Below are 22,705 nucleotides of genomic sequence, written 5' to 3' on the forward strand. Positions count from 1 at the left end.
CGTGTCCTTCAGACGTTCATCTGCAATTGCAGCGCTGGCGGGTCTCTGGCTTGCCGGCGCTTGTTTGGCGCAGCCCTTCCGCGAGCCCGCCAAGGGCAGCGCCGAGCGCGCAGCCATCCTTGATGCCATCCGCCCGGCGGTGGAGGCTGAGATGCGTGGCCCCGTCGAATTCGTGGTCACGACCATGCGCGCGGCGCCCAACTGGGCCTTCATGCAGGTCGAGCCGCAGCGTCCGGGCGGAGGGACGATCAACCTTACGCAAACCGGGTTGCGCGACGAAGCCGACATGATGGATGGTCTGACGGTGTTTGCACTCGTCAGTTTCCAGAATGGCCGCTGGAACCTGGTCGATCACGTCGTCGGGCCGACGGATGTCGCCTATGCGGGCTGGCCGCTTCGCTATGGCGTTCCCGCGGCACTTCTCGGCCTGGAACAATAAGGACTGCCTCTCATGCAGGTGCTCCCGAAAGGGGTCAGACATATTCCGGGCTATCTTGATCGCGCCCGGCAGGAACAACTGGTCGAGGCAATCCGCCTCGTCGTCGCCGAAGCGCCGCTCTTCGTGCCGGAGATGCCGAAGACCGGCAAACCCATGTCGGTGCGGATGACCAATTGCGGCGCGCTCGGCTGGGTTACGGACCGCGATCGCGGCTATCGTTACCAGGCTCAGCATCCTTTGACCGGTCGCCCCTGGCCGCCAATGCCGGATGTGCTACTCGATATCTGGAACGCGGTTTCCGCCAGCAACAAGACGCCGGAAGCCTGCCTTGTGAACTTCTACTCCGAGGAAGCCCGCATGGGCCTGCATCAGGACCGCGACGAGCGCGACCTCGAAACCGCCGTTGTCTCGATTTCGCTTGGCGACAGCTGCCTCTTTCGTGTCGGCGGCAATACGCGCGGCGGCCAGACGATGTCTTTCCGCCTCGAAAGCGGTGATGTCGTCGTGCTCGGTGGGGAAGGGCGGCTCGCCTTCCATGGCGTCGACCGCATCTATCCGAATACGTCGACGCTGCTGAAGAATGGCGGCCGGGTCAATCTGACGCTGCGCCGCGTCAATCCGTGACCAACTGGATGGAAAACCGTTTCACCCTTTTCCTGAACTTGCTTCGGGCCGAAAAGCTCAGAGCTTCCTGAGCGCCACCTTCTCCGTCAGGTGGTTCGGGCCCTTCTGCAGGATCAGGTCGGCGCGCGGGCGCGTCGGCAGGATGTTCTGGTGCAAGTTCTTCAGGTTGATGTTGTGCCACAGGCCTTCGGCTATGGCGCGGGCGGCATCCTCGCTGATCGTCGCGTAGCGATGGAAGTAGGATTCCGGGTTCTTGAAGGCGGTTTCGCGCAGCCGCATGAAGCGGTTGACGTACCAGCTGTGGATCAGGCTTTCCTCGGCATCGATATAGATCGAGAAGTCGAAGAAATCCGAGACCATCGGCACGATCTTCCCGTCAGCCGGCAGGTTGCGTGACTGCAGAACGTTGATGCCTTCAAAGATCAGGATATCCGGCCGATCGATGACGGTGAACTGATCCGGAAGCACGTCATAGGTCAGGTGCGAATAGCTGGGTGCCCTGACGTTCAGCTGGCCGGCTTTGATCGCCGAAAGGAAGCGCAGGAGTGCGCCGACGTCGTAGCTCTCCGGAAACCCCTTGCGGTCCATCATGTTTTCGCGCTGGAGCACGGCGTTCGGATAAAGGAAGCCGTCGGTCGTCACCAGGTCGACCTTCGGGCTCGACGGCCAGCGTGACAATAGCTGCGCGAGAATACGAGCCGTCGTCGACTTGCCGACGGCGACCGAACCGGCAATGCCGATGACGAAGGGGGTCTTGGTCTCGGACATGCTGAGGAAGCGCTTGCGTTGCTCGAAGAGCATCTGCGACGATTCCACATGGGTCGAGAGCAGGCGTGACAGCGACAGGTAAATCTGCCGGACCTCCCCGAGATCGACGGGGTCGTTCAGCGAGCGCAGCCGCTGTACCTCGTCGGCCGTCAGCGTCAGCGGCGTATCGGCGCGAAAGTGCGACCATTCCTCGGCGGTGAAGAAATGATAGGGCGAATAATCCTGCTTCTGTGGGTTATCGGGCAGGTCGGCCGGTTCGATGTCTTTCGCCACTATCGTCATGGATTCTGCCGATTTGCCTTTTCCTGCAGGCCAGATTGCTGCGTCCGCCGCGCAAGTTCGTTCAGCACATCCTGCAACGGAACGTCGGCGATCTTCAATACGACCATCAGATGATAGATGAGATCGGCGCTTTCGGCGACGAGATTCGCGCGGTCGTTGCTGATGGCCGCGATCACCGTCTCGACCGCTTCCTCGCCCAGTTTCTTGGCCGCCTTCGGCTGGCCGCCCGCGACCAGCTTTGCCGTCCAGGATTGGTCCGGGGCAGCCTGCGCGCGTGTCGCGACGATGGCCTCGAGATCGGAAAGTGTGAAGTCAGCCATGGAAGATCCTGAAGCTCAGTCGAGGCGCATGGCGATGCCATGCTCGGCCATATAGCGCTTGGTTTCGCCAATGCTATAGGTGCCGAAGTGGAAGATCGAGGCGGCGAGCACGGCGGTAGCATGGCCGTCTTTGATACCGGCGACCATGTGGTCGAGCGTGCCGACGCCGCCGGACGCAATCACCGGCGCGCGGACCGCATCGGCAACGGCGCGGGTAAGCGCGATATCGTAGCCGCTCTTCGTGCCGTCACGGTCCATCGAGGTCAATAGGATCTCGCCAGCGCCGAGATCGACGACCCGGCGGGCAAAGTCGACCGCGTCAATGCCGGTCGGCTGGCGTCCGCCATGGGTGAATATCTCCCAGCGATCCGCTTCGCCATCGGCAGAGACCTTTTTGGCGTCGATGGCGACGACGATGCACTGGTTGCCGAATTTGTCGGCCGCTTCAGCGACGAAGTCCGGGTTCTTCACGGCAGCCGTGTTGATCGACACCTTGTCGGCGCCGGCCAGAAGCAGCTTGCGGATGTCGGAAACCTGGCGCACGCCGCCGCCAACCGTCAGCGGCATGAAGCACTGTTCGGCCGTGCGGGCGATGACGTCGAAGATCGTCTCGCGATTGTCCGAGGACGCGGTGATGTCGAGGAAGCAGAGCTCGTCGGCGCCGGCAGCGTCATAGGCGCGGGCCGCCTCCACCGGGTCACCGGCGTCGATCAGGTCGACGAAGTTGACGCCCTTGACGACACGGCCGTCCTTGACGTCGAGGCAGGGGATAACGCGGGCTTTAAGCGTCATGGTTTCAAGCCTTTCTCGCAGCGCGGATCAGGTCCAGCGCCTCCTGCGGGTCGATGCGGCCGTCATAGAGCGCGCGGCCGGAGATGGCACCTTCGAGCTTGCGTGCGTCCGGCTCGACCATCCGGCGGATGTCGTCCATCGAGGCGAGACCGCCCGATGCGATGACAGGAATGGAAACCGCGTCCGCGAGTTCCAGGGTCGAGGCCCAGTTGATGCCCGTCAGGATGCCGTCGCGGTCGATGTCGGTATAGATGATCGCCGAGACGCCGGCGCCCTCGAACTTCTTGGCAAGCTCGATCACGCCGAGCTCGGAGGCCTCGGCCCAGCCTTCGACGGCGACCTTGCCGCCCTTGGCGTCGATGCCGACGGCGACCTTGCCCGGGAATTTGGCGCAGGCTTCGATGACGAGCGCCGGGTCACGCACAGCGACGGTGCCGAGGATGACGCGGGCAAGCCCGCGCGACAGCCAGTTTTCGATGTGCTCGAGCGTGCGGATGCCGCCGCCGAGCTGCACCGGATTCTTGGTCGCCTTGAGGATGGCGTCTACGGCGGCACCGTTGACCGTCTCACCGGCAAAGGCACCGTTCAAGTCGACGACGTGCAGCCACTCGAAGCCCTGGTCTTCAAAGGCGCGGGCCTGGGCCGCCGGGTCGGGGTTGTAAACTGTCGCCTGGTCCATGTCGCCGAGCTTCAGGCGCACGCATTGCCCGTCTTTCAGGTCGATCGCGGGAAAAAGGATCATGGGTTTGTCCAATCAGTCGTGCGAAAGCTCAGGGCTTCCAGCGCAGGAAATTCGAGATGAGGGCAAGGCCGAGCGCCTGGCTCTTTTCCGGGTGGAATTGCGAGCCCGCCTTGTTGCCGTTGGCAACGAAAGCCGTGACGGGTCCGCCGTAGTCCGCCTCGGCGACCACGTCGGCGGCGTTCTCGGCGGCCAGGTGATACGAATGCACAAAATAGGCATGCAGACCGGTTTCGCCAACACGGATGCCGTCAAACAGCGGGTGCTCGCGCTTGAGCTTCAGCGTGTTCCAGCCGATCTGCGGGATCTTCAGCGCGGTGTCGGTAGGTGTCATTTCGACGACATCGCCGGGGATCCAGCCGAAACCATGGGTGATGGTCTTTTCCAGCCCGCGCGACGACATCAACTGCATGCCCACGCAGATGCCGAGGAAGGGGCGGCCGGCCTGTTCCACCGCTTCCGTCAGCGCCTGTTCCATACCATCGACGGCGGCAAGGCCGCGGCGGCAGTCGGCATAGGCGCCGACGCCCGGAAGCACGATGCGGTCGGCGCTCGCCACCCGTTCCGGCCTGTCGGTAAGGTCGATCTCGGCCGAAATACCGGCTTCGCGGGCGGCCCGTTCAAAGGCCTTTGTGGCCGAGCGCAGGTTGCCCGAGCCGTAATCGATGATGGCGACGCGCATCAGCGTTCTCCGTAGGAATCAAAAAGGCCGAGGCCGGTGCCGCCACCTGAGGGCTTGCGCGCGGTCCAGTCGGCCGGGGAAGGGGGGGTGGGCCTGGTCTCGCTCGAAGCCACGCTTGTGAAGTAGATCTCTTCGGCGGCCGCGAGATTGGGCGCCGGAACGATGGAGCGCAGCGTCCAGTCTCGGGCCGTCAGGCTGCGTGCCACCAGAACCGGTCCTTCGAGGGCAACGAGCAGTCGCAGCGCGAGCTGCACCAGCACCGATGCGAGGAAGCCGCCTGACAGGCTCGACAGGGAGATTAACGAAATCTGCAGAACAGCAACTGCGATTCCGATTACCCATTGGCGCTTGAAGAGAAGCCAGAGCGCCGGGAAGAGAAATGCGCCCCAGGAGAAACCGTCGGCGACGAAACGTGCCCGCTCGTCGTCGGCGCGCGCACCCGGCGGGGTGAGGATCATGTAAGAAGCCATGAGTCAAAGCCAGTGACTGGCCGCTTAGGCAAGGGTCCCCTTGGTCGAGGGAACGCGGCCGGCCTGGCGCGGGTCGATTTCGGTTGCGGTGCGGAGCACGCGGGCGACGGACTTGAAGCAGGTCTCGGCGATATGATGGTTGTTGGCGCCGTAGATGTTCTGGATATGCAGCGTGATCCCGGCGTGCTGGGCGAGTGCCTGGAAGAATTCGCGCACGAGTTCCGTGTCGAAGGTGCCGATCTTCGGCGAGGTGAACGTCACGTTCCAGACGAGGAACGGCCTGCCGGAAACATCGACCGCCGCGCGCGTCATCGTCTCGTCCATGGCAAGGTCGAGTGAGGCGTAGCGGGTGATGCCGCGCCGGTCGCCGAGCGCCTTGGCGATGGCCTGGCCGATGGCAATGCCGGTGTCTTCGACCGTATGGTGGTCGTCGACATGCAGGTCGCCGTCCGTCTTGATCTCCATGTCGATCAGCGAATGGCGGGCGAGCTGGTCCAGCATATGGTCGAAGAAACCGACGCCGGTCGAGATCTTGGCGATCCCGGTACCGTCGATGTTGACCGATACGGATACCGCGGTTTCGTTGGTCTTTCGCGAAACTTCTGCGGTGCGGCTGGACGTGGCTTCTGCCATCGGGCTCTCCTGTATGCGCTGACGCGGCTCCTTATCAGGCAAAAGCTGAAATATCCAGAACCGAGCGGTCGATTCGAATCATCGGACGGGGGGTGCCGAACGAAGATTGCGCCCACGGCCTGTTGCCATTTGCAAACGTGTCTGCCGTACTTACATAGGCCTCAAGCAACCAGGCTCGTGTCACGAGCCGCAACGCCCCAGTAAACGCCCCCATGTATCAGGGGCCGACAGGTAACTTCATGAGCGAACATAATCCCTACGGAACGATGCATGCGACGACCATCATCACGGTACGCAAGGATGGCAAGGTGGTCATGGCCGGCGACGGCCAGGTGAGCCTCGGCCAGACCGTGATGAAGAGCAACGCGCGCAAGGTGCGGCGCCTCGCCAAGGGTGACGTCATTGCCGGCTTTGCCGGCGCCACCGCCGATGCCTTCACGCTGCTGGAACGGCTTGAGGCCAAGCTCGAGCAATATCCCGACCAGCTGATGCGCGCCGCCGTCGAGCTTGCCAAGGACTGGCGCACCAACAAGTATCTGCGCAATCTCGAAGCGATGATGCTGGTGGCCGACAAGTCGATCACGCTGGCGATCACCGGCAATGGCGACGTTCTCGAACCCGAGCACGGCACCATCGCCATCGGATCGGGTGGCAACTACGCCTTTGCGGCGGCCCGCGCCCTGATGGACAGCGACAAGTCGGCCGAGGATATCGCCCGTAGGGCGCTGCAGATCGCCGGTGACATCTGCGTCTATACGAACCACAATATCGTGGTGGAGACGCTGGATGCCGAATGAGCCCGCGCATGTCAGTTTCGTGCCGGTGGCCAATAGCCACCTGCCGCTACTGCATGCCTGGCTGAGCGAACCGCATGTGCGGCAATGGTGGGGCGATCCGGATAAGGAAGTGGAGCTGATCCGCGAGGGCTGTGCCACTGGAGAAGTGGAAGGCTTCATCTTCCACGTGGCCGGCGAGCCGGCGGGCTATATCCAGTCGTGGGTGCCGGCCCAGTACCCGGACGACGAGCCCTGGGCGAAGGACATGCCGGACGATGTGCCCGGTATCGACATCTTCATCGGCCCGGCGGAACTGACAGGCAGGGGCGTCGCGTCGCTGGCGGTCAGGGCCTTTGCCGAGCGGCTCTTTGCCGCCGGCGCGCCGCGCGTCGTGATCGACCCCGATGCCGGCAACCGTCGGGCGGTCAGCGCCTACGCCAAGGCCGGTTTCGTGCCCTATGCAGAATGGATTGATGCATCCGGCCGCACGCTCCTGATGGAGTTGACGCGGACCGAGTTTGAGAGGACTACATGAGTACGTTTTCACCCAGAGAAATCGTGTCGGAACTCGACCGTTTCATCATCGGCCAGAACGACGCAAAGCGCGCCGTGGCCATCGCGCTGCGCAACCGCTGGCGCCGCCAGCAGCTCGGTGATGAACTGCGCGACGAGGTGATGCCGAAGAACATCCTGATGATCGGCCCGACGGGTGTCGGCAAGACCGAGATTTCGAGGCGCCTGGCCAAGCTCGCCGGTGCGCCCTTCGTCAAGGTCGAGGCGACCAAGTTCACCGAGGTCGGTTATGTCGGCCGCGACGTCGAGCAGATCATCCGCGATCTCGTCGAGGTTGGTATCGGTCTCGTGCGCGAAAAGCGCCGCGCCGAGGTCAAGGCGAAGGCCCACCAGAATGCTGAAGAGCGCGTGCTCGACGCGTTGGTCGGCGCCACGGCGTCACCAGCGACGCGGGATTCGTTCCGCAAGAAGCTCCGCGCCAACGAACTCGACGACAAGGAAATCGAGATCGACATCGCCGAGAGCGGTGCGCCCGGCGGCTTCGAGATTCCGGGCATGCCCGGCGCCAATATCGGCGTCCTGAACCTCTCGGAAATGTTCGGCAAGGCAATGGGCGGTCGCACCAAGAAGGTCAAGACGACCGTCAAGGCTTCCTATGGCATGTTGATCGACGACGAGTCCGATAAGCTGCTCGACAACGAGCAGATCCAGCGCGAGGCCATGAAAGCGGTCGAGGACGACGGCATCGTCTTCCTCGACGAGATCGACAAGATCGCCTCGCGCGAGGGCGGCATGGGTGCGGGCGTATCACGCGAAGGCGTGCAGCGGGACCTGCTGCCGCTCGTCGAAGGTACGACCGTCGCGACGAAGTATGGGCCGGTCAAGACCGACCACATCCTCTTTATCGCGTCCGGCGCCTTCCACGTGGCCAAGCCCTCGGACCTGCTGCCGGAATTGCAGGGCCGTCTGCCGATCCGCGTCGAGCTTCGTGCGCTGACCAAGGAAGACTTCCGCCGCATCCTGACGGAGACCGAGGCAAGCCTCATCCGCCAGTACAAGGCGCTCCTGGATACTGAAGAGGTCAAGCTCGACTTCACCGACGATGCGATCGATGCGCTCGCCGATGTCGCGGTACAGCTGAACGCCACTGTCGAGAACATCGGCGCCCGCCGGCTGCAGACGGTGATGGAGCGTGTGTTGGACGAAATCTCGTTCAATGCGCCCGACCGTGCCGGCCACGAGGTGACGATTGACGCCGAATATGTGCGCAAGCATGTCGGCGATCTCGCCGCCAATACCGATCTGTCGCGCTACATCCTGTGACATTTCGGTCGTAGGTCATGCAAACGCCCGCAACCCTGAATGTGCAGGCCGCCTGTCTCTCGACAGGCGGCCTCATTTTTTCTAACACGGAGACGGTCACCGATCGTGGTTCGGGCATTTTTCCGACATGATCTTGGCGTAGGAGCCGCCCCGCCGACCAAGGCAGCCTCCACCAGTCATAGGAAGAAGAGATCGTGCGTTTCACCGCCTGCATGCTCGCTATCGCCACGTTTTGCCTGACCGCAAGCCAGTCAATCGCAGCGACCGCCGTTCCGCCGGGAAACCGCAATGTCGAGCAGCCCGGTATCCCCGGTGCATCCGTGCGCCGCACCAAGGCCGGCCGCACCTCCTTCGACGCCAAGTTCGAGAAAGTCCGCGATCTGCTTGCGACCGACAAGCAGCTGATGAGCAAGATCAAGTCCGTGTCGCGCGCCTATGGCATCGCCCCGATCCATATGGTCGGCGCCATCGTCGGCGAGCACACCTACAACGTCGATGCCTACGACCGGCTGCAGTCCTACTACGTCAAGGCGGCTGCCTATGCCGGCAACAGCTTCCAGTTCGGCTACGACGGTGAAACCGTCACCGAATTCGTGGCGCGCCCGCAATTTGCCGAGTGCGGCGCCAAGAAGGGCGCCTATGCGCTCTGGAGCTGCCGCGAACGCGTCTGGAACAATGAGTTCCGCGGCAAATCGGTGGGCGGCAAGTCCTTCCCGAACAACCGCTTCAGCGCCGTCTTCTTCCAGCCGTTCTTCGCTGGCCAGACCTTCGGCCTCGGCCAGATCAACCCGCTGACCGCACTGATGCTGACCGACATCGTTGCCAAGACCTCGGGCTATGAGCAACTCGACGAAAAGAATGCCGCCGGCGTCTATGAGGCGATCATGGATCCGGATGTGTCGCTCGCCTATATGGCGGCCTCGATCCGCCATTCGATCGACGTCTACAAATCGATCGCCGGTGTCGATATCTCCAACAATCCCGGGGTGACAGCGACGCTCTACAATGTCGGCAACCCGGACGGTCGCGCCGCAGCGCTTGCCGCCAAGATCCAGAGCGGCCAGGCGCAATGGCCGGAGGAGAACTATTACGGCTGGCTCGTCAACGACAAGCTTTCGGAGCTCGAAAGCTTGCTGTGATTCACGTGAAGCACTTTCCTTGATTGCGCCGTAAAAACCTGAAATCATTGGCGCAATCGAGAAAGGCAATCACCATGGACATGCGTCCGGAGCCCTTCGAACCGCCGGCTCCCGTTCCTCGCGTGGGCATCCCTTCCTACCTGAAGATCATCAGGACGGTCTTGCGCAATCCGCTCGAGCTATGGGGCGAGCCGTCCTATACGTTGCCCTGGATCGAGACGAAGTTCGTCACCCAGCGCACCCTGATCGTCAACGATCCCGGCCTCATCCGTCATATCCTCGTCGACAATGTCAGCAACTACGAGATGTCGAAGGTGCGCCGGCTGATCCTCAGGCCGATCCTGCGTGACGGCCTGCTGACGGCCGAAGGCGAGGTCTGGAAGCGTTCGCGCAAGGCCATGGCGCCGGTGTTCACGCCGCGCCACGCCAAGGGTTTTGCCGGCCAGATGCTGCGGAGCGCCGAAGCATTCGTCGAGCGCTACGCCGGAGCCAGGAAGGCTCCGTTCACGACCAATGTCGCCAACGACATGACGGAACTGACATTCGACATCCTGGCCGAAACGCTGTTTTCGGGCGAGGTCGCCGTCGAGCGGGATGGCTTCGTCCAGAGCGTCGAGGAGCTGCTGCACCGCATGGGCCGCGTCGACCCGATGGACATCCTGCTCGCGCCGGAATGGGTTCCGCGCCCGACGCGCATCGGTGGCAAGAAGGTGATGAACCGTTTCCGCTCGATCGTCTCCGAGACCATGGCGCTGCGTCGTCGCAAGATGGTGGAGAATCCCGAACGGACGCCGCAGGATTTTCTGACTCTGCTTCTGCAGATCGAGGGCAGCCAGGGGCTTTCGACGGCCGAGATCGAGGACAATATCCTCACCTTCATCGGCGCCGGGCATGAGACGACCGCTCGGGCGCTCGCCTGGACGCTCTATTGCGTCGCCAATACGCCCGCCTATCGCGAGATCATGGAAGCCGAGATCGATGCGGCGATTGCAAGCGGTGCGGAGCCGGTCGACTGGCTCGGCCTGATGCCGCATGTGCTCGCCGCCTTCGAGGAGGCGATGCGGCTCTATCCGCCGGCGCCGTCGATCAACCGTGCCGCGATCGAGGAGGACGAGTGGACCGCTCCGTCCGGCGAGCGGGTGCGCATCCCCAAGGGGATCGCGGTGCTGATCATGCCCTGGACGCTGCATCGCCACGTGCTTTACTGGGATAAGCCCCGCGCGTTCATGCCCGAGCGCTTCCTGCCGGAAAACCGTGAGAAGCTGCACCGCTATCAATATCTGCCCTTCGGCGCCGGCCCGCGCGTCTGCATCGGCGCGACCTTCGCGCTGCAGGAAGCGGTGATCGCGCTCGCGGTGATGATGCACCGCTACCGTTTCGATCCGACCGAGGAAACCAATCCCTGGCCGGTGCAGCGGCTCACTACTCAACCGCGGGGCGGGTTGCCGATGAAGGTTTCGGTTCGCTGAAGGTCTTGCCGGGGATTGGCGACTGGACGGAGCGCACCGGCGAGTCTGCCGGCTTCGGCTGCTGCAGCATCTTCGACGGCTTCTTGATCGTCTTGATCTGGGCGCAAGTGGCGTCGCCGACATTGTCGCAGGGCTTGTAGACGACGATCTCGCTTCCGGCGCCATCGTCCCACACCGCCTGGATCGTCAGTGTCTTCGCGGTGTCGGCCGGCAGCGAGATGTAGACATACTCGGCTGTCTCGTCGGCCGGCAGGTTGAAGGGGATCTGCGGATTGCACTTCGCCAGCGGAAAGCGCTGGTCGAGCGCGTCCGAATTGATCGAGTAGCGGATTTCCGATAGCCGGCAATGCATCGTCTGCAATGCGGTGAAGTACACCAGCTGCCGGTCGTCATAGTCGCGAAACTGCACCCAGCCGGTCTGCTTGTTGGCGTCCAGCATCGCCTTGTAGATCGCGACATCGGGCAGTTGCGGCTTATACTCGTCTTCGGCATCCTGCGCTTGAGCGGCCCCCGTCGGTAACCAGAGGACGGCGGCTGACAGGAGCCAGGCGAGTATAGACGGACGGCGGCCTTCGAGCATGCGCAGGTGTCCCGATCTTTTGATCCGTGTCGCCCAGTTGATCATCGATGTCTGCGGCACGATGGTTTTCTATTGAAATATGTCATATCACCGCATCGATCCCCATTGAACCCGGGGCCTTGCGCCCCGCGCGAATTCCGGACTGCGCGAATTGACCTCTCATTTTCTTCTCGGCATCGACACCGGCGGCACCTACACCGACGCTGCTCTCTTCTCGGAAACGCAAGGGGTCGTCGCCAAGGCCAAGGCCCTGACGACCCGCCATGACCTCGCAGTCGGTATCTCCGGCGCGGTCGAAGCGGTACTTGAACAGGCGAAAGTGCCGGTTTCCGCGATCAGCATGGTCTCGCTGTCGACGACGCTGGCCACCAACGCCCTCGTCGAAGGGCAGGGCGGTCGCGCCGGCCTCGTCATGATCGGCTTCGGCCCAGAGGATCTGAAGCGCGATGGTCTCCTGGAAGCGCTCGGCTCCGATCCTGTGATCTTCCTGCCGGGTGGCCATAATGTGCATGGCGGCGAGACCCCGCTCGACATGAGCGAACTCGACGCTGCCCTGCCGGTACTTGCCGGCCAGGTCTCCTCCTTCGCCATTGCCGGCTACTTCGCCGTTCGCAATCCGGATCATGAAAGGCGGGTGCGGGATCGCATTCGCGAAGTCTCGCACCTGCCGGTCACCTGCAGCCACGAGCTGTCCTCTAAACTCGGAGGCCCGCGCCGCGCGCTGACGACGCTGCTCAATGCGCGCCTCGTCTCGATGATCGACCGGCTGATCGGCTCCTGCGAAGGCTTCCTGAAGGCGCGCGGGATCGATGTGCCGATGATGGTGGTGCGCGGTGACGGCGCCCTGATCTCGGCGGAAGAAGCGCGGCTGCGGCCGATCGAAACGATCCTCTCCGGTCCGGCGGCAAGCCTCGTCGGCGCAAGGCATCTGACCGGTCTCGACAATGCGGTGGTCTCCGATATTGGCGGCACCACCACCGATGTCGCAGTTCTCGACGGCGGTCGGCCGCGACTCGATGCCGAAGGCGCCGTCGTCGGTGGTTTTCGCACCATGGTCGAGGCGGTTGCGATGCGGACCTATGGCCTCGGCGGCGATTCGGAAGTGCGCATCAACGACCGCGGCCTGAAGGCGAAGATCGATCTCGGACCACGCCGGCTGATGCCGCTCAGCCTTGCCGCCGCTCTTCATGGCGACGCCGTTATCTCTGTGCTCGAAAAACAGATGCGCGCCCAGCATACCGGGCGCCACAATGGCCGCTTTGCGGTCCGCACGGGGCTGCCGGATTACCTCGCAAGCGGCCTGCAACCGCAGGAGCAGGCGCTCTATGAGCGTATCGGTGCGGTTCCGGTTGCGCTGGAGACGCTGCTGGTCTCGACCCCGCAGAAGGCGACGCTCGACCGGCTGGTGGGGCGCGGGCTCGTCCATATCTGCGGTCTGACGCCGTCGGACGCCATGCATGTCCTCGGCCGGCAATCGCAATGGAACCTTGAGGCGGCCGAGCTTGGCATTCAGCTTGCGGCTCGCACCCGCGACGGCTCCGGCCAGCCGATCGCGTCGTCTCCGGAAGCGATGGCCCAGATGATCGTCGATCGGCTGACGCGGCAATCCTCCGAAGTCATTCTGCAGGCCTGCCTTGGCGAGGATGGCGCCGGCGCTATCGATCCCGCGGTTTCGCAGGCCGTCGATCGTGCGCTGACCCGGACGCCCGGCATCGTCCGTTTCTCGCTCGGCCTCGACCGCCCCCTGGTCGGCCTCGGTGCTTCGGCGCCGGTCTATTACCCGGCTATTGCTGAAATGCTCGGAACCGAAGCCGCCATTCCCGAAGAGGCCGGCGTCGCCAATGCGGTTGGCGCCGTGGTCGGCCAGGTGAGCGCCACGGTGACGGTTTTCGTCACGATGCCGGAGGAGGGCATTTTTGTCGTCAACGGTGCCGGAGCCAGCGAGCGCTTTCTCGATCAGGAAAAGGCTTTCGACGCTGCACGTCGGCGGGCGGAGGCGGTGGCGCTGGAGACTGCGCGCACCAACGGCGCCGACGATCCCGCGTCGCTGTTGCGTGAGGAGATCGATGCGCCGGAAGTCGAGGGCAGCCGCAAGCTGATCGAGGCACGATTCATCGCGTCCGCGAGCGGTCGTCCACGCATCGCGCACAGCTGATCTTTTCCATTTTGGAAACAATTCTTCGCATCCTTGCAGAATTGACAGGGAATGAATTGGTGAGAAACTGCGGCCGTTTCACGCGCGTATTGCGCATGGGCTGGTCCGTGACCCGCTTCAGGCGCAAGATCAACATGTTGGGGCGCTTTCATCGCATCCGGTCGGATCGGTGGCGCTCCTTACGTCTATTTCAAGGAGTTGGCAGATGGACCGCATTGAGAAGTATGGATTGAAGATTGATGCGGACCTCCATCGCTTCCTGGTGGAAGAAGCGATGCCGGGCACCGGCGTCGAGGCCGAACATTTCTTTGAGCAGCTTTCCGCCCTCGTGCACGACCTGGCCCCGAAGAATCGGGCACTGCTCGCCAAGCGCGACGACCTGCAGGCCAAGCTCGATGCCTGGTACAAGCAGAACGGCGCACCCAGCGATATCGAGACCTATCAGGCTTTCCTGCGGGATATCGGCTATCTCCTGCCCGAGGGTGGCGAGTTCAGCGTTTCGACCGCCAATGTCGACCCGGAGATCGCCACCATCGCCGGTCCGCAGCTCGTCGTTCCCGTCATGAACGCCCGCTATGCGCTCAATGCCGCCAATGCACGCTGGGGTTCGCTCTATGATGCGCTCTATGGCACGGACGCAATCTCGGATGCCGATGGCGCAGAAAAGGGCCGCGACTACAATCCGAAGCGCGGCGCCAAGGTCATCGCCTGGGCCCGCGACTTCCTCGACGCCAGCGCGCCGCTGGCGAAGGGAGGCTGGGCGGATGTCATCTCGCTCAAGGTCGCGGGCGGTGCGCTGGAGATCGGCCTCAAGGACGGTTCTAGGACGACGCTGCGCAATGCGGCTCAGTTTGTAGGTCATTCCGGCTCGGAAGGCGCGCGCTCGGAAATCGTTCTCCGGCACAACAACCTGCATGCGATCGTCGTTCTCGACGCCTCCACGCCGATCGGCAAGGAAGATCCGGCCGGTATCTCCGACGTCATCCTCGAATCGGCGATCACCACGATCATGGACTGCGAAGATTCGGTCGCCGCCGTCGACGCCGAAGACAAGGTCGTCGTCTACCGCAACTGGCTCGGCCTGATGAAGGGCGACCTTACGGAAGAAGTCGCCAAGGGCGGCAAGACTTTCACGCGTCGTCTCAATGCCGACCGTACCTACCAAGCCGCCGCCGGCGGTACGCTGTCCCTCCCTGGCCGTTCGCTGATGCTGGTCCGCAATGTCGGCCATCTCATGACGAATCCGGCTATCCTTGACCGCGACGGTAAGGAAGTGGCTGAGGGCGTCATGGACGCTATGGTCACGGCACTGATCGCGCTGCACGACATCGGCAATGGCGGTCGCCGCATGAACTCCCGCGCGGGGTCCATGTATGTCGTCAAGCCGAAGATGCATGGGCCTGAAGAAGTCGCCTTTGCTAGCGAGATCTTCGCGCGTGTCGAAAAGGCGCTCGGCATGCCCGCCAACACCATGAAGATGGGCATCATGGACGAGGAGCGCCGCACGACGGTCAACCTCAAGGAGTGCATTCGCGCCGCCCGCGAGCGCGTCGTCTTCATCAACACCGGCTTCCTCGACCGCACCGGCGACGAGATGCACACCTCGATGGAAGCCGGCCCGATGATCCGCAAGGGCGACATGAAGCAGGCCGCCTGGATCGGCGCCTACGAGAATTGGAACGTCGATATCGGGCTTGAATGCGGCTTGTCCGGCCATGCGCAGATCGGCAAGGGCATGTGGGCCATGCCCGATCTGATGGCAGCGATGCTCGAACAGAAGATCGCGCATCCGAAGGCCGGTGCCAACACCGCCTGGGTTCCGTCGCCGACGGCTGCGACGCTGCATGCGACGCACTACCATCGCGTCAACGTTGCCGACGTCCAGGCAAGCCTGAAGAGCCGCACCCGCGCCAAGCTCTCCGACATCCTGTCGGTGCCGGTCGCCGTCCGTCCGAACTGGACGCCGGAGGAAATCCAGCGCGAACTCGACAACAACGCGCAAGGCATCCTCGGCTACGTCGTGCGCTGGGTCGACCAGGGCGTGGGCTGCTCGAAGGTTCCGGACATCAACAATGTCGGCCTGATGGAAGACCGCGCGACGCTGCGCATCTCCGCCCAGCACATGGCCAACTGGCTGCACCACGGCGTCGTCACCGAAGTGCAGGTCGTCGAGACGATGAAGCGCATGGCCGCCGTCGTCGACGGTCAGAACGCCGAGGACCCGCTCTATGTCGCGATGGCGGGCAACTTCGACGGATCGATCGCTTTCCAGGCGGCTATCGAGCTGGTTCTGAAGGGCCGCGAGCAGCCGAACGGCTACACCGAGCCGGTCCTGCATCGCCGCCGTCTGGAATTGAAGGCGCGCAACGCCGCCTGATTCGTCCTGATTTGAATGTATCGACAAGGCCGCGTGTTCAATGGAACCAGCGGCCTTGTCATTTACCGGCTCGGCCTTGACCTAGAACTCGGCCCATCCGTCGGTGGCAAGCGCAGTATTGCCTTGGGCGGCGAGCGGAGTCGATCGCTTGGCGACCCGAATGGTGCGGTCGCCGTGATGGTAGCTGACTGCTGCCGCCGCCGGCTGATGCCGATATTCCGCTCCTGACTTCGCATTCGCCTCCCCGCCGAGGATGAAGCGCCCGATCAGGTTGCGCAGATTGGTACCCTCCTGCGCCAGGGTGGCGGAGGCGGCATTGGCTTCCTCGACCATCGCCGCGTTCCTCTGCGTCACTTGATCCATCTGGTTGACGGCGGTGTTGACCTCGCTCAGTCCCACGGACTGTTCCCGGGCGGACGTCGCGATCGCGGCCATATGTTCGTTGATGGTGATCACATGCGTCTCGATCGTCTGGAGCGCCTCACCGGTGTCGCGCACCAGGCGCACCCCGTTTTCGACCTCCTGGCTCGATGTGCGGATAAGTTCCTTGATTTCTTTCGCGGCCTTGGCCGAGCGCTGTGCAAGTTCACGCACTTCCTGGGCGACGACGGCAAAACCTTTGCCCGCCTCACCGGCGCGTGCTGCTTCTACGCCGGCGTTCAATGCCAGGAGATTCGTCTGGAAGGCGATCTCGTCGATGACGCCGATGATGCTGGAAATCTGGTTGGAGGATTCCTCGATCCGCCGCATCGCCTCGACGGCATTGGCGACGACGGCGGCCGATTGGGCGGCGCTCGTCTTTGCCTCGCCGGCAACGTCGCGCGCCTCCTCCGTCCGTCTCGACGAGTTGCTGACATTGGCGGTGATCTGATCAAGCGCGGCTGCCGTCTCCTCGAGCGAGGCGGCTTGCTGTTCGGTCCGCTTGGAAAGATCGTCGGCGCTCTGGCTGATCTCGCGCGTGCCCATGCCGATGTTGCCGGCGCTGTCGGCGACGGCCAGAAGAGCGTCGTTCAACTGTCCCGCCGCCTTGTTGAGGTCATGTCGCAACTGTTCGAACTCGGCGGCGAAGGGTTCCTGCAGTCGGACGGCGAGGTCGCCATTGGCGAGCCGCTGCAGCCCGCTCGCGAGACCGGCCGTCGCCTGGCTCAGTCGCTCCTGAGCGTCCTGTTCCGCTTGTCTCTGTACGCGGACACGCTCGGCTTCATTGGTTCGGCGGGTCTCCTCCGCTTCGGCTTGCAGCCGCAGGTTCGATCGTGCCGCCTCGCGGAATGACTGAATGGCGCGGGCCATTTCAGCGATCTCGTCCTTGCCGCCGACCGGCTCGCCGGCATCTTCGACGTGACCGTCGATCAGCCGGCGCATGGCGGCGATCTGGCGGCCGAGTGGCCCGACGACGCCGCGCAGCACCACCAGGAAAGTGCCGGCGGTCAGCGCCATGACGAGAACGATGATCGCGATGTTGAACGTCTGCACCGTTTCGAACTCGCGATGCTTCGCTTCGAAGGCACCGCCGGAAAGCTCGACCTGCAGGTCCGAGATGTGGGAGATCGTCGCCGTCAATGGGTCGATCGTCGCGTAGAGCTTGTCGCGCACGAAAGCGTCGAGCGCCTTCTGATCTCTGTCGGCGAGAATTTGCGTCAGTGTGGCGATCGAATCCATCGCCACGACCATCTGACCGCGCGCGTCGTCGACGAGTTTTCGCTCTCCGTCGGTCATCGACGTCGCGGCATAGGCATCCCAGTTGTTCTTGATCGCTTCCCGCGCGGCGTTGACCGAGGCAAGCCCGCTTTCCATCGTTTCGTTGCCGTTGCGCACCTTATGGGCGGCATCGACGATCGATACGGCAAACGCATCGGATGTCGCCTTTAGATTCTTGAGTGGCACGATGCGATCGGCATAGACCGCATCCATCATGTGGCTGGTTTCCGAGAGCGTGCTCTGGGTATGAATGGCGATGCCGATGGCGATGGTTGATAGCAGCGCAATCGCGCCGATGAGCTTTGTCTTGATCAGCATGCCAGTTCCTCCGAGCGGATTTTCTGGCCACACTGTTTCTTTTATTTAGATAACGCTTACTTAATAAGCGGCTGAATTTAAGTCGAAATTGGGCCTATCTGCACCAAGGCGACCAGTTCTCGCGACCCTGATTTGAGTCCATTTTCGCACGGCAACTGTGCGTCGCTGACGCGATGCGTTGCGGCTCGCACCAAAGAAAAATGACGGTTGAGCGTCGATGCAAAAAAGCCGCCGACCAAGGTCGACGGCTTCCTCGAGACCGAAGTGATTCGGTTATTGCTGGACGACGACGCGGGCGCTCTTGCCCGGGCGAACGCGCGAATAAAGGTCGATGATGTCCTGGTTGATCAGGCGGATGCAGCCCGACGATGCGGCCGTACCGATCGAAGACCATTCCGGCGTGCCGTGCAGGCGGAACAGCGTGTCCTTGCCCTGGTCGTTGAAGAGGTAGAGCGCGCGGGCGCCGAGCGGGTTCTTGAGGCCGGGGCCCATGCCTTCCTCGACATACTTGGCCACTTCCGGCTTGCGCTCGGCCATTTCCTTCGGGGGATGCCACATCGGCCATTCCTGCTTCCAGGCGATGTAGGCTTCGCCTTCCCATGCAAAGCCGGCCTTGCCGACGCCGATGCCATAGCGAACGGCTTTGCCGCCGGGCAGCACGTAGTAGAGGAAGCGATTCGGCGTGTTGACGACGATCGTGCCCGGGCGCTCGCTGGTGGTGTAGTCGACGATCTGGCGATGGAAACGGGTGTCGACCTTGTTGATCGGGATCGCGGGCAGCGCGTAACCGTGGTCCTCAACTGCGCCATAATCGCCGTTGAAGATCTGATTCGTAGCAACTGTTACCGCTACCGGAGCGGGATCGTTGGCAGCCGTCTCGGGCTTGGACGAGGTCGTCGAGCAGCCGGCAACGGCGAGTGTCGCCGCGAGGCTGCACAAGAGGAAGGCATTGCGGAAGCGCATGGGAGTCTCTTAAAAAGAAGCAAAGAAAAACTGGGTCGCCGCGACCAACAGTGCGTACGGTTATTTTCGATTAGTTTGTGCTATGCAAGAGATTGCGCGGCCACAATTTGGCTGGAAAGTGCAAATTCCATGACCCTTGTTTTTTTGCAACAAAATGACCGTCCCAAAGGGACACCCGGCGCATGACCATCCTCTCCATCCATGGCGACAATCCGTTGATCGACGGTCGGCAGTCGAATCGCGCAATGATGGTGCGTCGCGGCGTGCAGCGGCTTTTTGCCGAACTTCGCCATTCCGTCCTGCCCGAATTGACGCTGGCCAGCGGCAGACGCGCCGACCTGATCTCGCTCTCGGCCAAGGGTGAGATTTGGATCGTCGAGATCAAGACCTCGATCGAGGACTTTCGCGTCGACCGCAAATGGCCGGACTACCGGCAGCATTGCGACCGGCTGTTCTTCGCAACCCATGCCGGCGTGCCGCTGGATATCTTCCCGCAGGAGTGCGGTCTGTTGCTTTCCGATGGTTATGATGGGCACATCGTTCGCGAAGCGCCCGAACACAAGCTGCCGCCGGCGACACGCAAGTCCGTCTTGCAGCTCTTTGCCCGTACGGCGGCACAACGGTTGATGCTCGCGGAGTGGGCCGCCGAGCGCAATGGCGAACTCGGTGATTCGATCGGCGACATCCTGTCCGGTGGCCGCGATAGCGGCTGACCCCGGAGCAATCCACGAAAAGTGTGACGCGGTTTTCCGCCTACGATCGCGCTACTTCTGAAGAGCTATTCGCTTACTTCGGCGCGCGCTTGGCAAGAATGCGCTGCAGCGTGCGGCGGTGCATGTTGAGCCGGCGTGCCGTCTCCGAGACGTTGCGCTCACACATCTCATAGACGCGCTGAATGTGTTCCCAACGGACACGATCGGCCGACATCGGGTTTTCCGGCGGCTCGACGCGTTCACCCTGGCGCTGAACGAGGGCTGCGAAGATATCGTCGGCATCGGCGGGCTTTGCGAGATAATCGACGGCGCCGAGCTTCACCGCGTTCACGGCGGTGGCAATGTTGCCGTAGCCGGTCAGCATGATCATGCGCGTGTCGTCGCGTCGCCCGCGGATCGCTTCGATCACGTCGAGGCCGCTGCCGTCGCCGAGGCGAAGATCGATGACCGCGTATTTCGGCGGGTTGCCCTTGGCCTTGGCAATGCCTTCAGCGACCGATTCGGCAATGTCGACGGAAAAGCCGCGCGCTTCCATGGCGCGGGCAAGGCGCCGGAGAAAGGGCGCGTCGTCGTCGACGAGCAACAGGGTGCGGTCCGGTCCGATCAGTTCGGCGTCCTGGGCTGCGGGCGTGCTGGGCGAAGCTGTCGATTTGTCGGTCATTCTGGCAATCCTTGAGCGAAAACCTGCGCTTTCGCCGAGACTTTAGGTTTCCTCTACTGCGCCGCGCGTCGTGCAAGACGCTAAAGGTCGCTGTAGCACTTTGAATTACTGCACAATCTTGCCTTTAAATCGATTCCGATTTGAAAATTATGCGATAGCCTCGTTCAATAAACTGCGAAATGTCACTTCGCCAGTTTCGTATCCATCAGGGCGCGCGGCCATTCGACGCTGACCCGGGCGCCCGGCCTGTCCGGCCCACCGTTTTCGAAACGCAGGCGCGCGCCGGACCGTTCCAGCAGCGTCTTGGCGATGAAAAGCCCGAGCCCGAGGCCGCCGGCGCTGTCGTCCTTCTGTCGGCGGGTCACGTAGGGTTCGCCGATACGCTGCAGGATATCCGGGGCGAAGCCGTCGCCATCGTCCTCGATCGTCACTTTCACGCGGTCCGTCGTATGCACGACCGTTACCGTCACTTCCTTCTTGGCATAGTCGACCGCGTTTTCGAGCAAATTGCCGAGCCCGTAGAGAATGCCGGCATTGCGGTTGCCGACCGGCTCGGTGGTGCGGTCGCCCTTCTCGACGAGGTTGATGTGGATGCCGAACTCGCGATGCGGCGCCATCACCTCTTCGATCAGCGATGACAACGGCAGCATCCGCATGTGTTCTTCGCTTTCGGAGGAGAGCGTCGTCAGCCGTTTCAGGATATCGCGGCAGCGTTCGCTCTGGCTGCGCAGGAGATGCACGTCTTCGCCGAAGCGCGGATCGTTGCCGAGCTCGCGCTCCATTTCCTTGGCGACGACGCTGATCGTCGCAAGGGGCGTGCCGAGCTCGTGTGCCGCGGCGGCCGCCAGGCCATCGAGCTGCGACAGGTGCTTTTCCCGTTGCAGCACGAGCTCGGTTGCCGTCAACGCTTCCGAAAGCTCGCTCGCCTCCAACGAGACCCGATAGGTATAGAAGGCGGCAAAGGCGGTCATCGAAACGATCGCGAACCAGATGCCGGCGGTCAGCACCCGCGGCATCAGCAGAACCGTGCCCGGGTACCAGGGGAGGGGAAAGGGCGAGAAGGCAAGCGCGGTGATGGCGATCACCGCGAGACCGGCAAGGATGATGCTGTGCGATTTCGGTTGCGACGCCGACGAAATAATGACCGGAACGCAGAGAAGCGGTGCAAAGGGATTGGTGAGACCACCGGTGATGAACAACAGCCCGGTGATCTGCGCGAGATCGAGGCCGAGAAGCGCGAAGGCGGCCGGAGGCTGCAGCCGGTGCGTCGGCGGACAGCGCAGCGTCACATAGGCGTTGACCAGCGCCAGGCTGGCGATCAGCACCAGGCAGGAAATCAGCGGCAGCGGAAACTGCAGCCAGAACGCGGTAATGAGGACGGCGATCGACTGGCCGCCGACAGCAAGCCAGCGCAGCCGGACGAGCGTCTGCAGGCGCAGGCTGCGGTTGGTGGTCTGGTCGTTGTTGTGTTCGAGCGCAACTGTGGTCATTCGTCCTTGTATTCCCGCCATCGGTGCTTTCGTCTCATGTACCACGGGGCTTCGCCCGTGTCGTCGGCGCCGCATTCGCCGGATCTTCGGGCCACGGGTGTTTCGGATAGCGCCCACGCATGTCCGCGCGCACGTCCCGCCAGGAACCCGCCCAGAAACCGGGAAGGTCGCGCGTCGTCTGGATCGGGCGATGGCCGGGCGAAATCAGTTCGAGCAGCAGCGGCAGGCGGCCATTGCCAATCGCCGGATGGGTCTTGAGACCGAACAGTTCCTGTACGCGGATTGATAGCAGCGGTTCGTCGCCGTCATAGTGGATCGGGTGCCTTTGCCCGGTCGGCGCCTCGAAATGCGTCGGCGCGAGCTTGGCGAGTTCTCGCTGCCGCTCGTGCGGAATGAGCGACAGCAGGCCATCGGACAGGTTGGACGGCTTGATGTCGGCAATGGCGGTCACGCCGTGCTGGAAGGGCACGAACCACGTGTCGAGACGGTCGAGTAGCGCCTGATCGGAGACATCCGGCCAGGGCTCGCCGATCGAACGGTTGAGGAAACCGATGCGATCGCGCATCTGCATCGCCTCTTTCGAGAACGGCACGACGGCAAGGCCGAGCTGGCGCACGCCGTCGGCAAGCGCGCGTGCGGCAGCTTCGCCGGTGGGTCTTGCAAGCGGCGCCTCCTCGAAGATGATGGCGCCGAGCCGCGTTACGCGGCGTGCGCGTACCTGCCGGCTCTGCTTGTCGAAGAAGCTCTGGTCTTCGCGGGTGATCGCCTCGGGCATATGTGC

Annotated in this window: 23 protein-coding genes (1 of these 23 cut by a window edge); 10 read left to right on the forward strand and 13 right to left on the reverse strand. The window is 63.0% G+C overall.

All coding sequences use genetic code 11. The features are described 5' to 3' along the window. Position 1: 1 nt before the first annotated feature. Both LAC81_RS18630 and LAC81_RS18635 read left to right on the forward strand, forming a co-directional pair. On the forward strand, positions 2-439 hold the full coding sequence (locus LAC81_RS18630) for a hypothetical protein (RefSeq protein WP_223725979.1): 438 nt from the start codon (positions 2-4) through the stop codon (positions 437-439). 12 nt (positions 440-451) lie between these two features. Then, entirely contained in the window at positions 452-1,063 is a 612-nt protein-coding gene (locus LAC81_RS18635; RefSeq protein WP_223725980.1) for an alpha-ketoglutarate-dependent dioxygenase AlkB, read from the forward strand. A gap of 57 nt (positions 1,064-1,120) precedes the next feature. Here LAC81_RS18635 and coaA read toward each other — a convergent pair whose 3' ends face one another. The 7 genes from coaA to hisB are packed head-to-tail and all read right to left on the reverse strand — an operon-like array spanning position 1,121 to position 5,749. Beyond that, positions 1,121-2,113 (reverse strand): type I pantothenate kinase, encoded by a 993-nt coding sequence (coaA, locus tag LAC81_RS18640; RefSeq protein WP_113538247.1) that lies wholly within the window; start codon positions 2,111-2,113, stop codon positions 1,121-1,123. Next, positions 2,110-2,433: a phosphoribosyl-ATP diphosphatase gene (locus LAC81_RS18645; RefSeq protein ID WP_113538246.1), complete on the reverse strand. Its 324-nt coding sequence runs from the start codon at positions 2,431-2,433 to the stop codon at positions 2,110-2,112. The genes coaA and LAC81_RS18645 overlap by 4 nt, the downstream gene beginning before the upstream one ends. 15 nt (positions 2,434-2,448) lie before the next feature. Then, positions 2,449-3,225: an imidazole glycerol phosphate synthase subunit HisF gene (gene hisF / locus LAC81_RS18650; RefSeq protein ID WP_223725981.1), complete on the reverse strand. Its 777-nt coding sequence runs from the start codon at positions 3,223-3,225 to the stop codon at positions 2,449-2,451. A gap of 4 nt (positions 3,226-3,229) precedes the next feature. Further along, positions 3,230-3,967, reverse strand: a complete 738-nt coding sequence (gene hisA / locus LAC81_RS18655) for a 1-(5-phosphoribosyl)-5-[(5-phosphoribosylamino)methylideneamino]imidazole-4-carboxamide isomerase (RefSeq protein WP_113538244.1) — start codon at positions 3,965-3,967, stop codon at positions 3,230-3,232. 28 nt (positions 3,968-3,995) lie between these two features. After that, positions 3,996-4,646: an imidazole glycerol phosphate synthase subunit HisH gene (gene hisH / locus LAC81_RS18660; RefSeq protein WP_223725982.1), complete on the reverse strand. Its 651-nt coding sequence runs from the start codon at positions 4,644-4,646 to the stop codon at positions 3,996-3,998. Then, complete coding sequence (locus tag LAC81_RS18665) at positions 4,646-5,116, reverse strand: DUF2628 domain-containing protein (protein WP_223725983.1); 471 nt, start codon at positions 5,114-5,116, stop codon at positions 4,646-4,648. Before LAC81_RS18665 ends, hisH begins: the two co-directional genes overlap by 1 nt. Positions 5,117-5,140: 24 nt before the next feature. Next, positions 5,141-5,749, reverse strand: coding sequence for an imidazoleglycerol-phosphate dehydratase HisB (gene hisB / locus LAC81_RS18670; protein ID WP_034802151.1), 609 nt, complete (start codon positions 5,747-5,749; stop codon positions 5,141-5,143). A gap of 239 nt (positions 5,750-5,988) precedes the next feature. Between hisB and hslV the strand changes: the two genes are divergently transcribed. The 5 genes from hslV to LAC81_RS18695 all read left to right on the forward strand — a co-directional run bounded on the left by hslV (position 5,989) and on the right by LAC81_RS18695 (position 10,969). Continuing rightward, positions 5,989-6,546: an ATP-dependent protease subunit HslV gene (gene hslV, locus LAC81_RS18675; protein ID WP_057252069.1), complete on the forward strand. Its 558-nt coding sequence runs from the start codon at positions 5,989-5,991 to the stop codon at positions 6,544-6,546. Beyond that, positions 6,536-7,060, forward strand: a complete 525-nt coding sequence (locus LAC81_RS18680) for a GNAT family N-acetyltransferase (RefSeq protein ID WP_223725984.1) — start codon at positions 6,536-6,538, stop codon at positions 7,058-7,060. The genes hslV and LAC81_RS18680 overlap by 11 nt, the downstream gene beginning before the upstream one ends. Beyond that, entirely contained in the window at positions 7,057-8,361 is a 1,305-nt protein-coding gene (gene hslU, locus LAC81_RS18685) for an ATP-dependent protease ATPase subunit HslU (RefSeq protein WP_223725985.1), read from the forward strand. Before LAC81_RS18680 ends, hslU begins: the two co-directional genes overlap by 4 nt. Before the next feature lie 194 nt (positions 8,362-8,555). Continuing rightward, on the forward strand, positions 8,556-9,500 hold the full coding sequence (locus LAC81_RS18690; RefSeq protein ID WP_223725986.1) for a DUF1402 family protein: 945 nt from the start codon (positions 8,556-8,558) through the stop codon (positions 9,498-9,500). A 74-nt stretch (positions 9,501-9,574) separates the two neighbouring features. After that, positions 9,575-10,969: a cytochrome P450 gene (locus tag LAC81_RS18695; RefSeq protein WP_223725987.1), complete on the forward strand. Its 1,395-nt coding sequence runs from the start codon at positions 9,575-9,577 to the stop codon at positions 10,967-10,969. On the opposite strand, the gene LAC81_RS18700 is transcribed toward LAC81_RS18695, so the two are convergent. Beyond that, on the reverse strand, positions 10,923-11,609 hold the full coding sequence (locus LAC81_RS18700; protein ID WP_223725988.1) for a hypothetical protein: 687 nt from the start codon (positions 11,607-11,609) through the stop codon (positions 10,923-10,925). The genes LAC81_RS18695 and LAC81_RS18700 overlap by 47 nt on opposite strands. A 91-nt stretch (positions 11,610-11,700) precedes the next feature. Between LAC81_RS18700 and LAC81_RS18705 the strand changes: the two genes are divergently transcribed. Further along, on the forward strand, positions 11,701-13,704 hold the full coding sequence (locus tag LAC81_RS18705; protein ID WP_223725989.1) for a hydantoinase/oxoprolinase N-terminal domain-containing protein: 2,004 nt from the start codon (positions 11,701-11,703) through the stop codon (positions 13,702-13,704). A gap of 205 nt (positions 13,705-13,909) precedes the next feature. Then, positions 13,910-16,081, forward strand: coding sequence for a malate synthase G (locus LAC81_RS18710; protein WP_223725990.1), 2,172 nt, complete (start codon positions 13,910-13,912; stop codon positions 16,079-16,081). Positions 16,082-16,162: 81 nt separating this feature from the next. On the opposite strand, the gene LAC81_RS18715 is transcribed toward LAC81_RS18710, so the two are convergent. Together LAC81_RS18715 and LAC81_RS18720 are read right to left on the reverse strand one after the other, a co-directional pair. After that, positions 16,163-18,097: a HAMP domain-containing methyl-accepting chemotaxis protein gene (locus tag LAC81_RS18715; protein ID WP_223725991.1), complete on the reverse strand. Its 1,935-nt coding sequence runs from the start codon at positions 18,095-18,097 to the stop codon at positions 16,163-16,165. Between the two features lie 273 nt (positions 18,098-18,370). Next, positions 18,371-19,060 carry a L,D-transpeptidase gene (locus tag LAC81_RS18720; RefSeq protein ID WP_113538232.1) on the reverse strand — a complete coding sequence of 230 codons (690 nt, stop codon included), beginning with the start codon at positions 19,058-19,060 and terminating at the stop codon, positions 18,371-18,373. A 182-nt stretch (positions 19,061-19,242) separates the two neighbouring features. Between LAC81_RS18720 and LAC81_RS18725 the strand changes: the two genes are divergently transcribed. Beyond that, positions 19,243-19,773, forward strand: coding sequence for an MmcB family DNA repair protein (locus tag LAC81_RS18725; protein ID WP_223725992.1), 531 nt, complete (start codon positions 19,243-19,245; stop codon positions 19,771-19,773). 73 nt (positions 19,774-19,846) lie between these two features. On the opposite strand, the gene LAC81_RS18730 is transcribed toward LAC81_RS18725, so the two are convergent. From LAC81_RS18730 to hrpB, 3 genes are all read right to left on the reverse strand, one after another. After that, entirely contained in the window at positions 19,847-20,434 is a 588-nt protein-coding gene (locus tag LAC81_RS18730; protein ID WP_113538230.1) for an ActR/PrrA/RegA family redox response regulator transcription factor, read from the reverse strand. 182 nt (positions 20,435-20,616) lie between these two features. Continuing rightward, entirely contained in the window at positions 20,617-21,924 is a 1,308-nt protein-coding gene (locus LAC81_RS18735) for an ActS/PrrB/RegB family redox-sensitive histidine kinase (RefSeq protein WP_223725993.1), read from the reverse strand. 34 nt (positions 21,925-21,958) lie between these two features. After that, positions 21,959-22,705: the final stretch of an ATP-dependent helicase HrpB gene (gene hrpB, locus LAC81_RS18740; RefSeq protein ID WP_223725994.1), read on the reverse strand. Its footprint extends 1,713 nt past the window's final position; 747 of the gene's 2,460 nt are visible here — the last part of the coding sequence; the start codon falls outside the window, past its right edge; it ends in the stop codon at positions 21,959-21,961.

It is taken from the genome of Ensifer adhaerens, assembly GCF_020035535.1.
GTDB lineage: Bacteria > Pseudomonadota > Alphaproteobacteria > Rhizobiales > Rhizobiaceae > Ensifer.

What these genes read in the sequence shown, in the direction of transcription:
- LAC81_RS18635 (WP_223725980.1), top strand. Translation starts at nt 452, where the DNA reads ATGCAGGTGCTCCCGAAAGGGGTCAGACATATTCCGGGCTATCTTGAT.
- coaA (WP_113538247.1), bottom strand. Translation starts at nt 2,113, where the DNA reads ATGACGATAGTGGCGAAAGACATCGAACCGGCCGACCTGCCCGATAAC.
- LAC81_RS18645 (WP_113538246.1), bottom strand. Translation starts at nt 2,433, where the DNA reads ATGGCTGACTTCACACTTTCCGATCTCGAGGCCATCGTCGCGACACGC.
- hisF (WP_223725981.1), bottom strand. Translation starts at nt 3,225, where the DNA reads ATGACGCTTAAAGCCCGCGTTATCCCCTGCCTCGACGTCAAGGACGGC.
- hisA (WP_113538244.1), bottom strand. Translation starts at nt 3,967, where the DNA reads ATGATCCTTTTTCCCGCGATCGACCTGAAAGACGGGCAATGCGTGCGC.
- hisH (WP_223725982.1), bottom strand. Translation starts at nt 4,646, where the DNA reads ATGCGCGTCGCCATCATCGATTACGGCTCGGGCAACCTGCGCTCGGCC.
- LAC81_RS18665 (WP_223725983.1), bottom strand. Translation starts at nt 5,116, where the DNA reads ATGGCTTCTTACATGATCCTCACCCCGCCGGGTGCGCGCGCCGACGAC.
- hisB (WP_034802151.1), bottom strand. Translation starts at nt 5,749, where the DNA reads ATGGCAGAAGCCACGTCCAGCCGCACCGCAGAAGTTTCGCGAAAGACC.
- hslV (WP_057252069.1), top strand. Translation starts at nt 5,989, where the DNA reads ATGAGCGAACATAATCCCTACGGAACGATGCATGCGACGACCATCATC.
- LAC81_RS18680 (WP_223725984.1), top strand. Translation starts at nt 6,536, where the DNA reads ATGCCGAATGAGCCCGCGCATGTCAGTTTCGTGCCGGTGGCCAATAGC.
- hslU (WP_223725985.1), top strand. Translation starts at nt 7,057, where the DNA reads ATGAGTACGTTTTCACCCAGAGAAATCGTGTCGGAACTCGACCGTTTC.
- LAC81_RS18695 (WP_223725987.1), top strand. Translation starts at nt 9,575, where the DNA reads ATGGACATGCGTCCGGAGCCCTTCGAACCGCCGGCTCCCGTTCCTCGC.
- LAC81_RS18710 (WP_223725990.1), top strand. Translation starts at nt 13,910, where the DNA reads ATGGACCGCATTGAGAAGTATGGATTGAAGATTGATGCGGACCTCCAT.
- LAC81_RS18715 (WP_223725991.1), bottom strand. Translation starts at nt 18,097, where the DNA reads ATGCTGATCAAGACAAAGCTCATCGGCGCGATTGCGCTGCTATCAACC.
- LAC81_RS18720 (WP_113538232.1), bottom strand. Translation starts at nt 19,060, where the DNA reads ATGCGCTTCCGCAATGCCTTCCTCTTGTGCAGCCTCGCGGCGACACTC.
- LAC81_RS18725 (WP_223725992.1), top strand. Translation starts at nt 19,243, where the DNA reads ATGACCATCCTCTCCATCCATGGCGACAATCCGTTGATCGACGGTCGG.
- LAC81_RS18730 (WP_113538230.1), bottom strand. Translation starts at nt 20,434, where the DNA reads ATGACCGACAAATCGACAGCTTCGCCCAGCACGCCCGCAGCCCAGGAC.
- LAC81_RS18735 (WP_223725993.1), bottom strand. Translation starts at nt 21,924, where the DNA reads ATGACCACAGTTGCGCTCGAACACAACAACGACCAGACCACCAACCGC.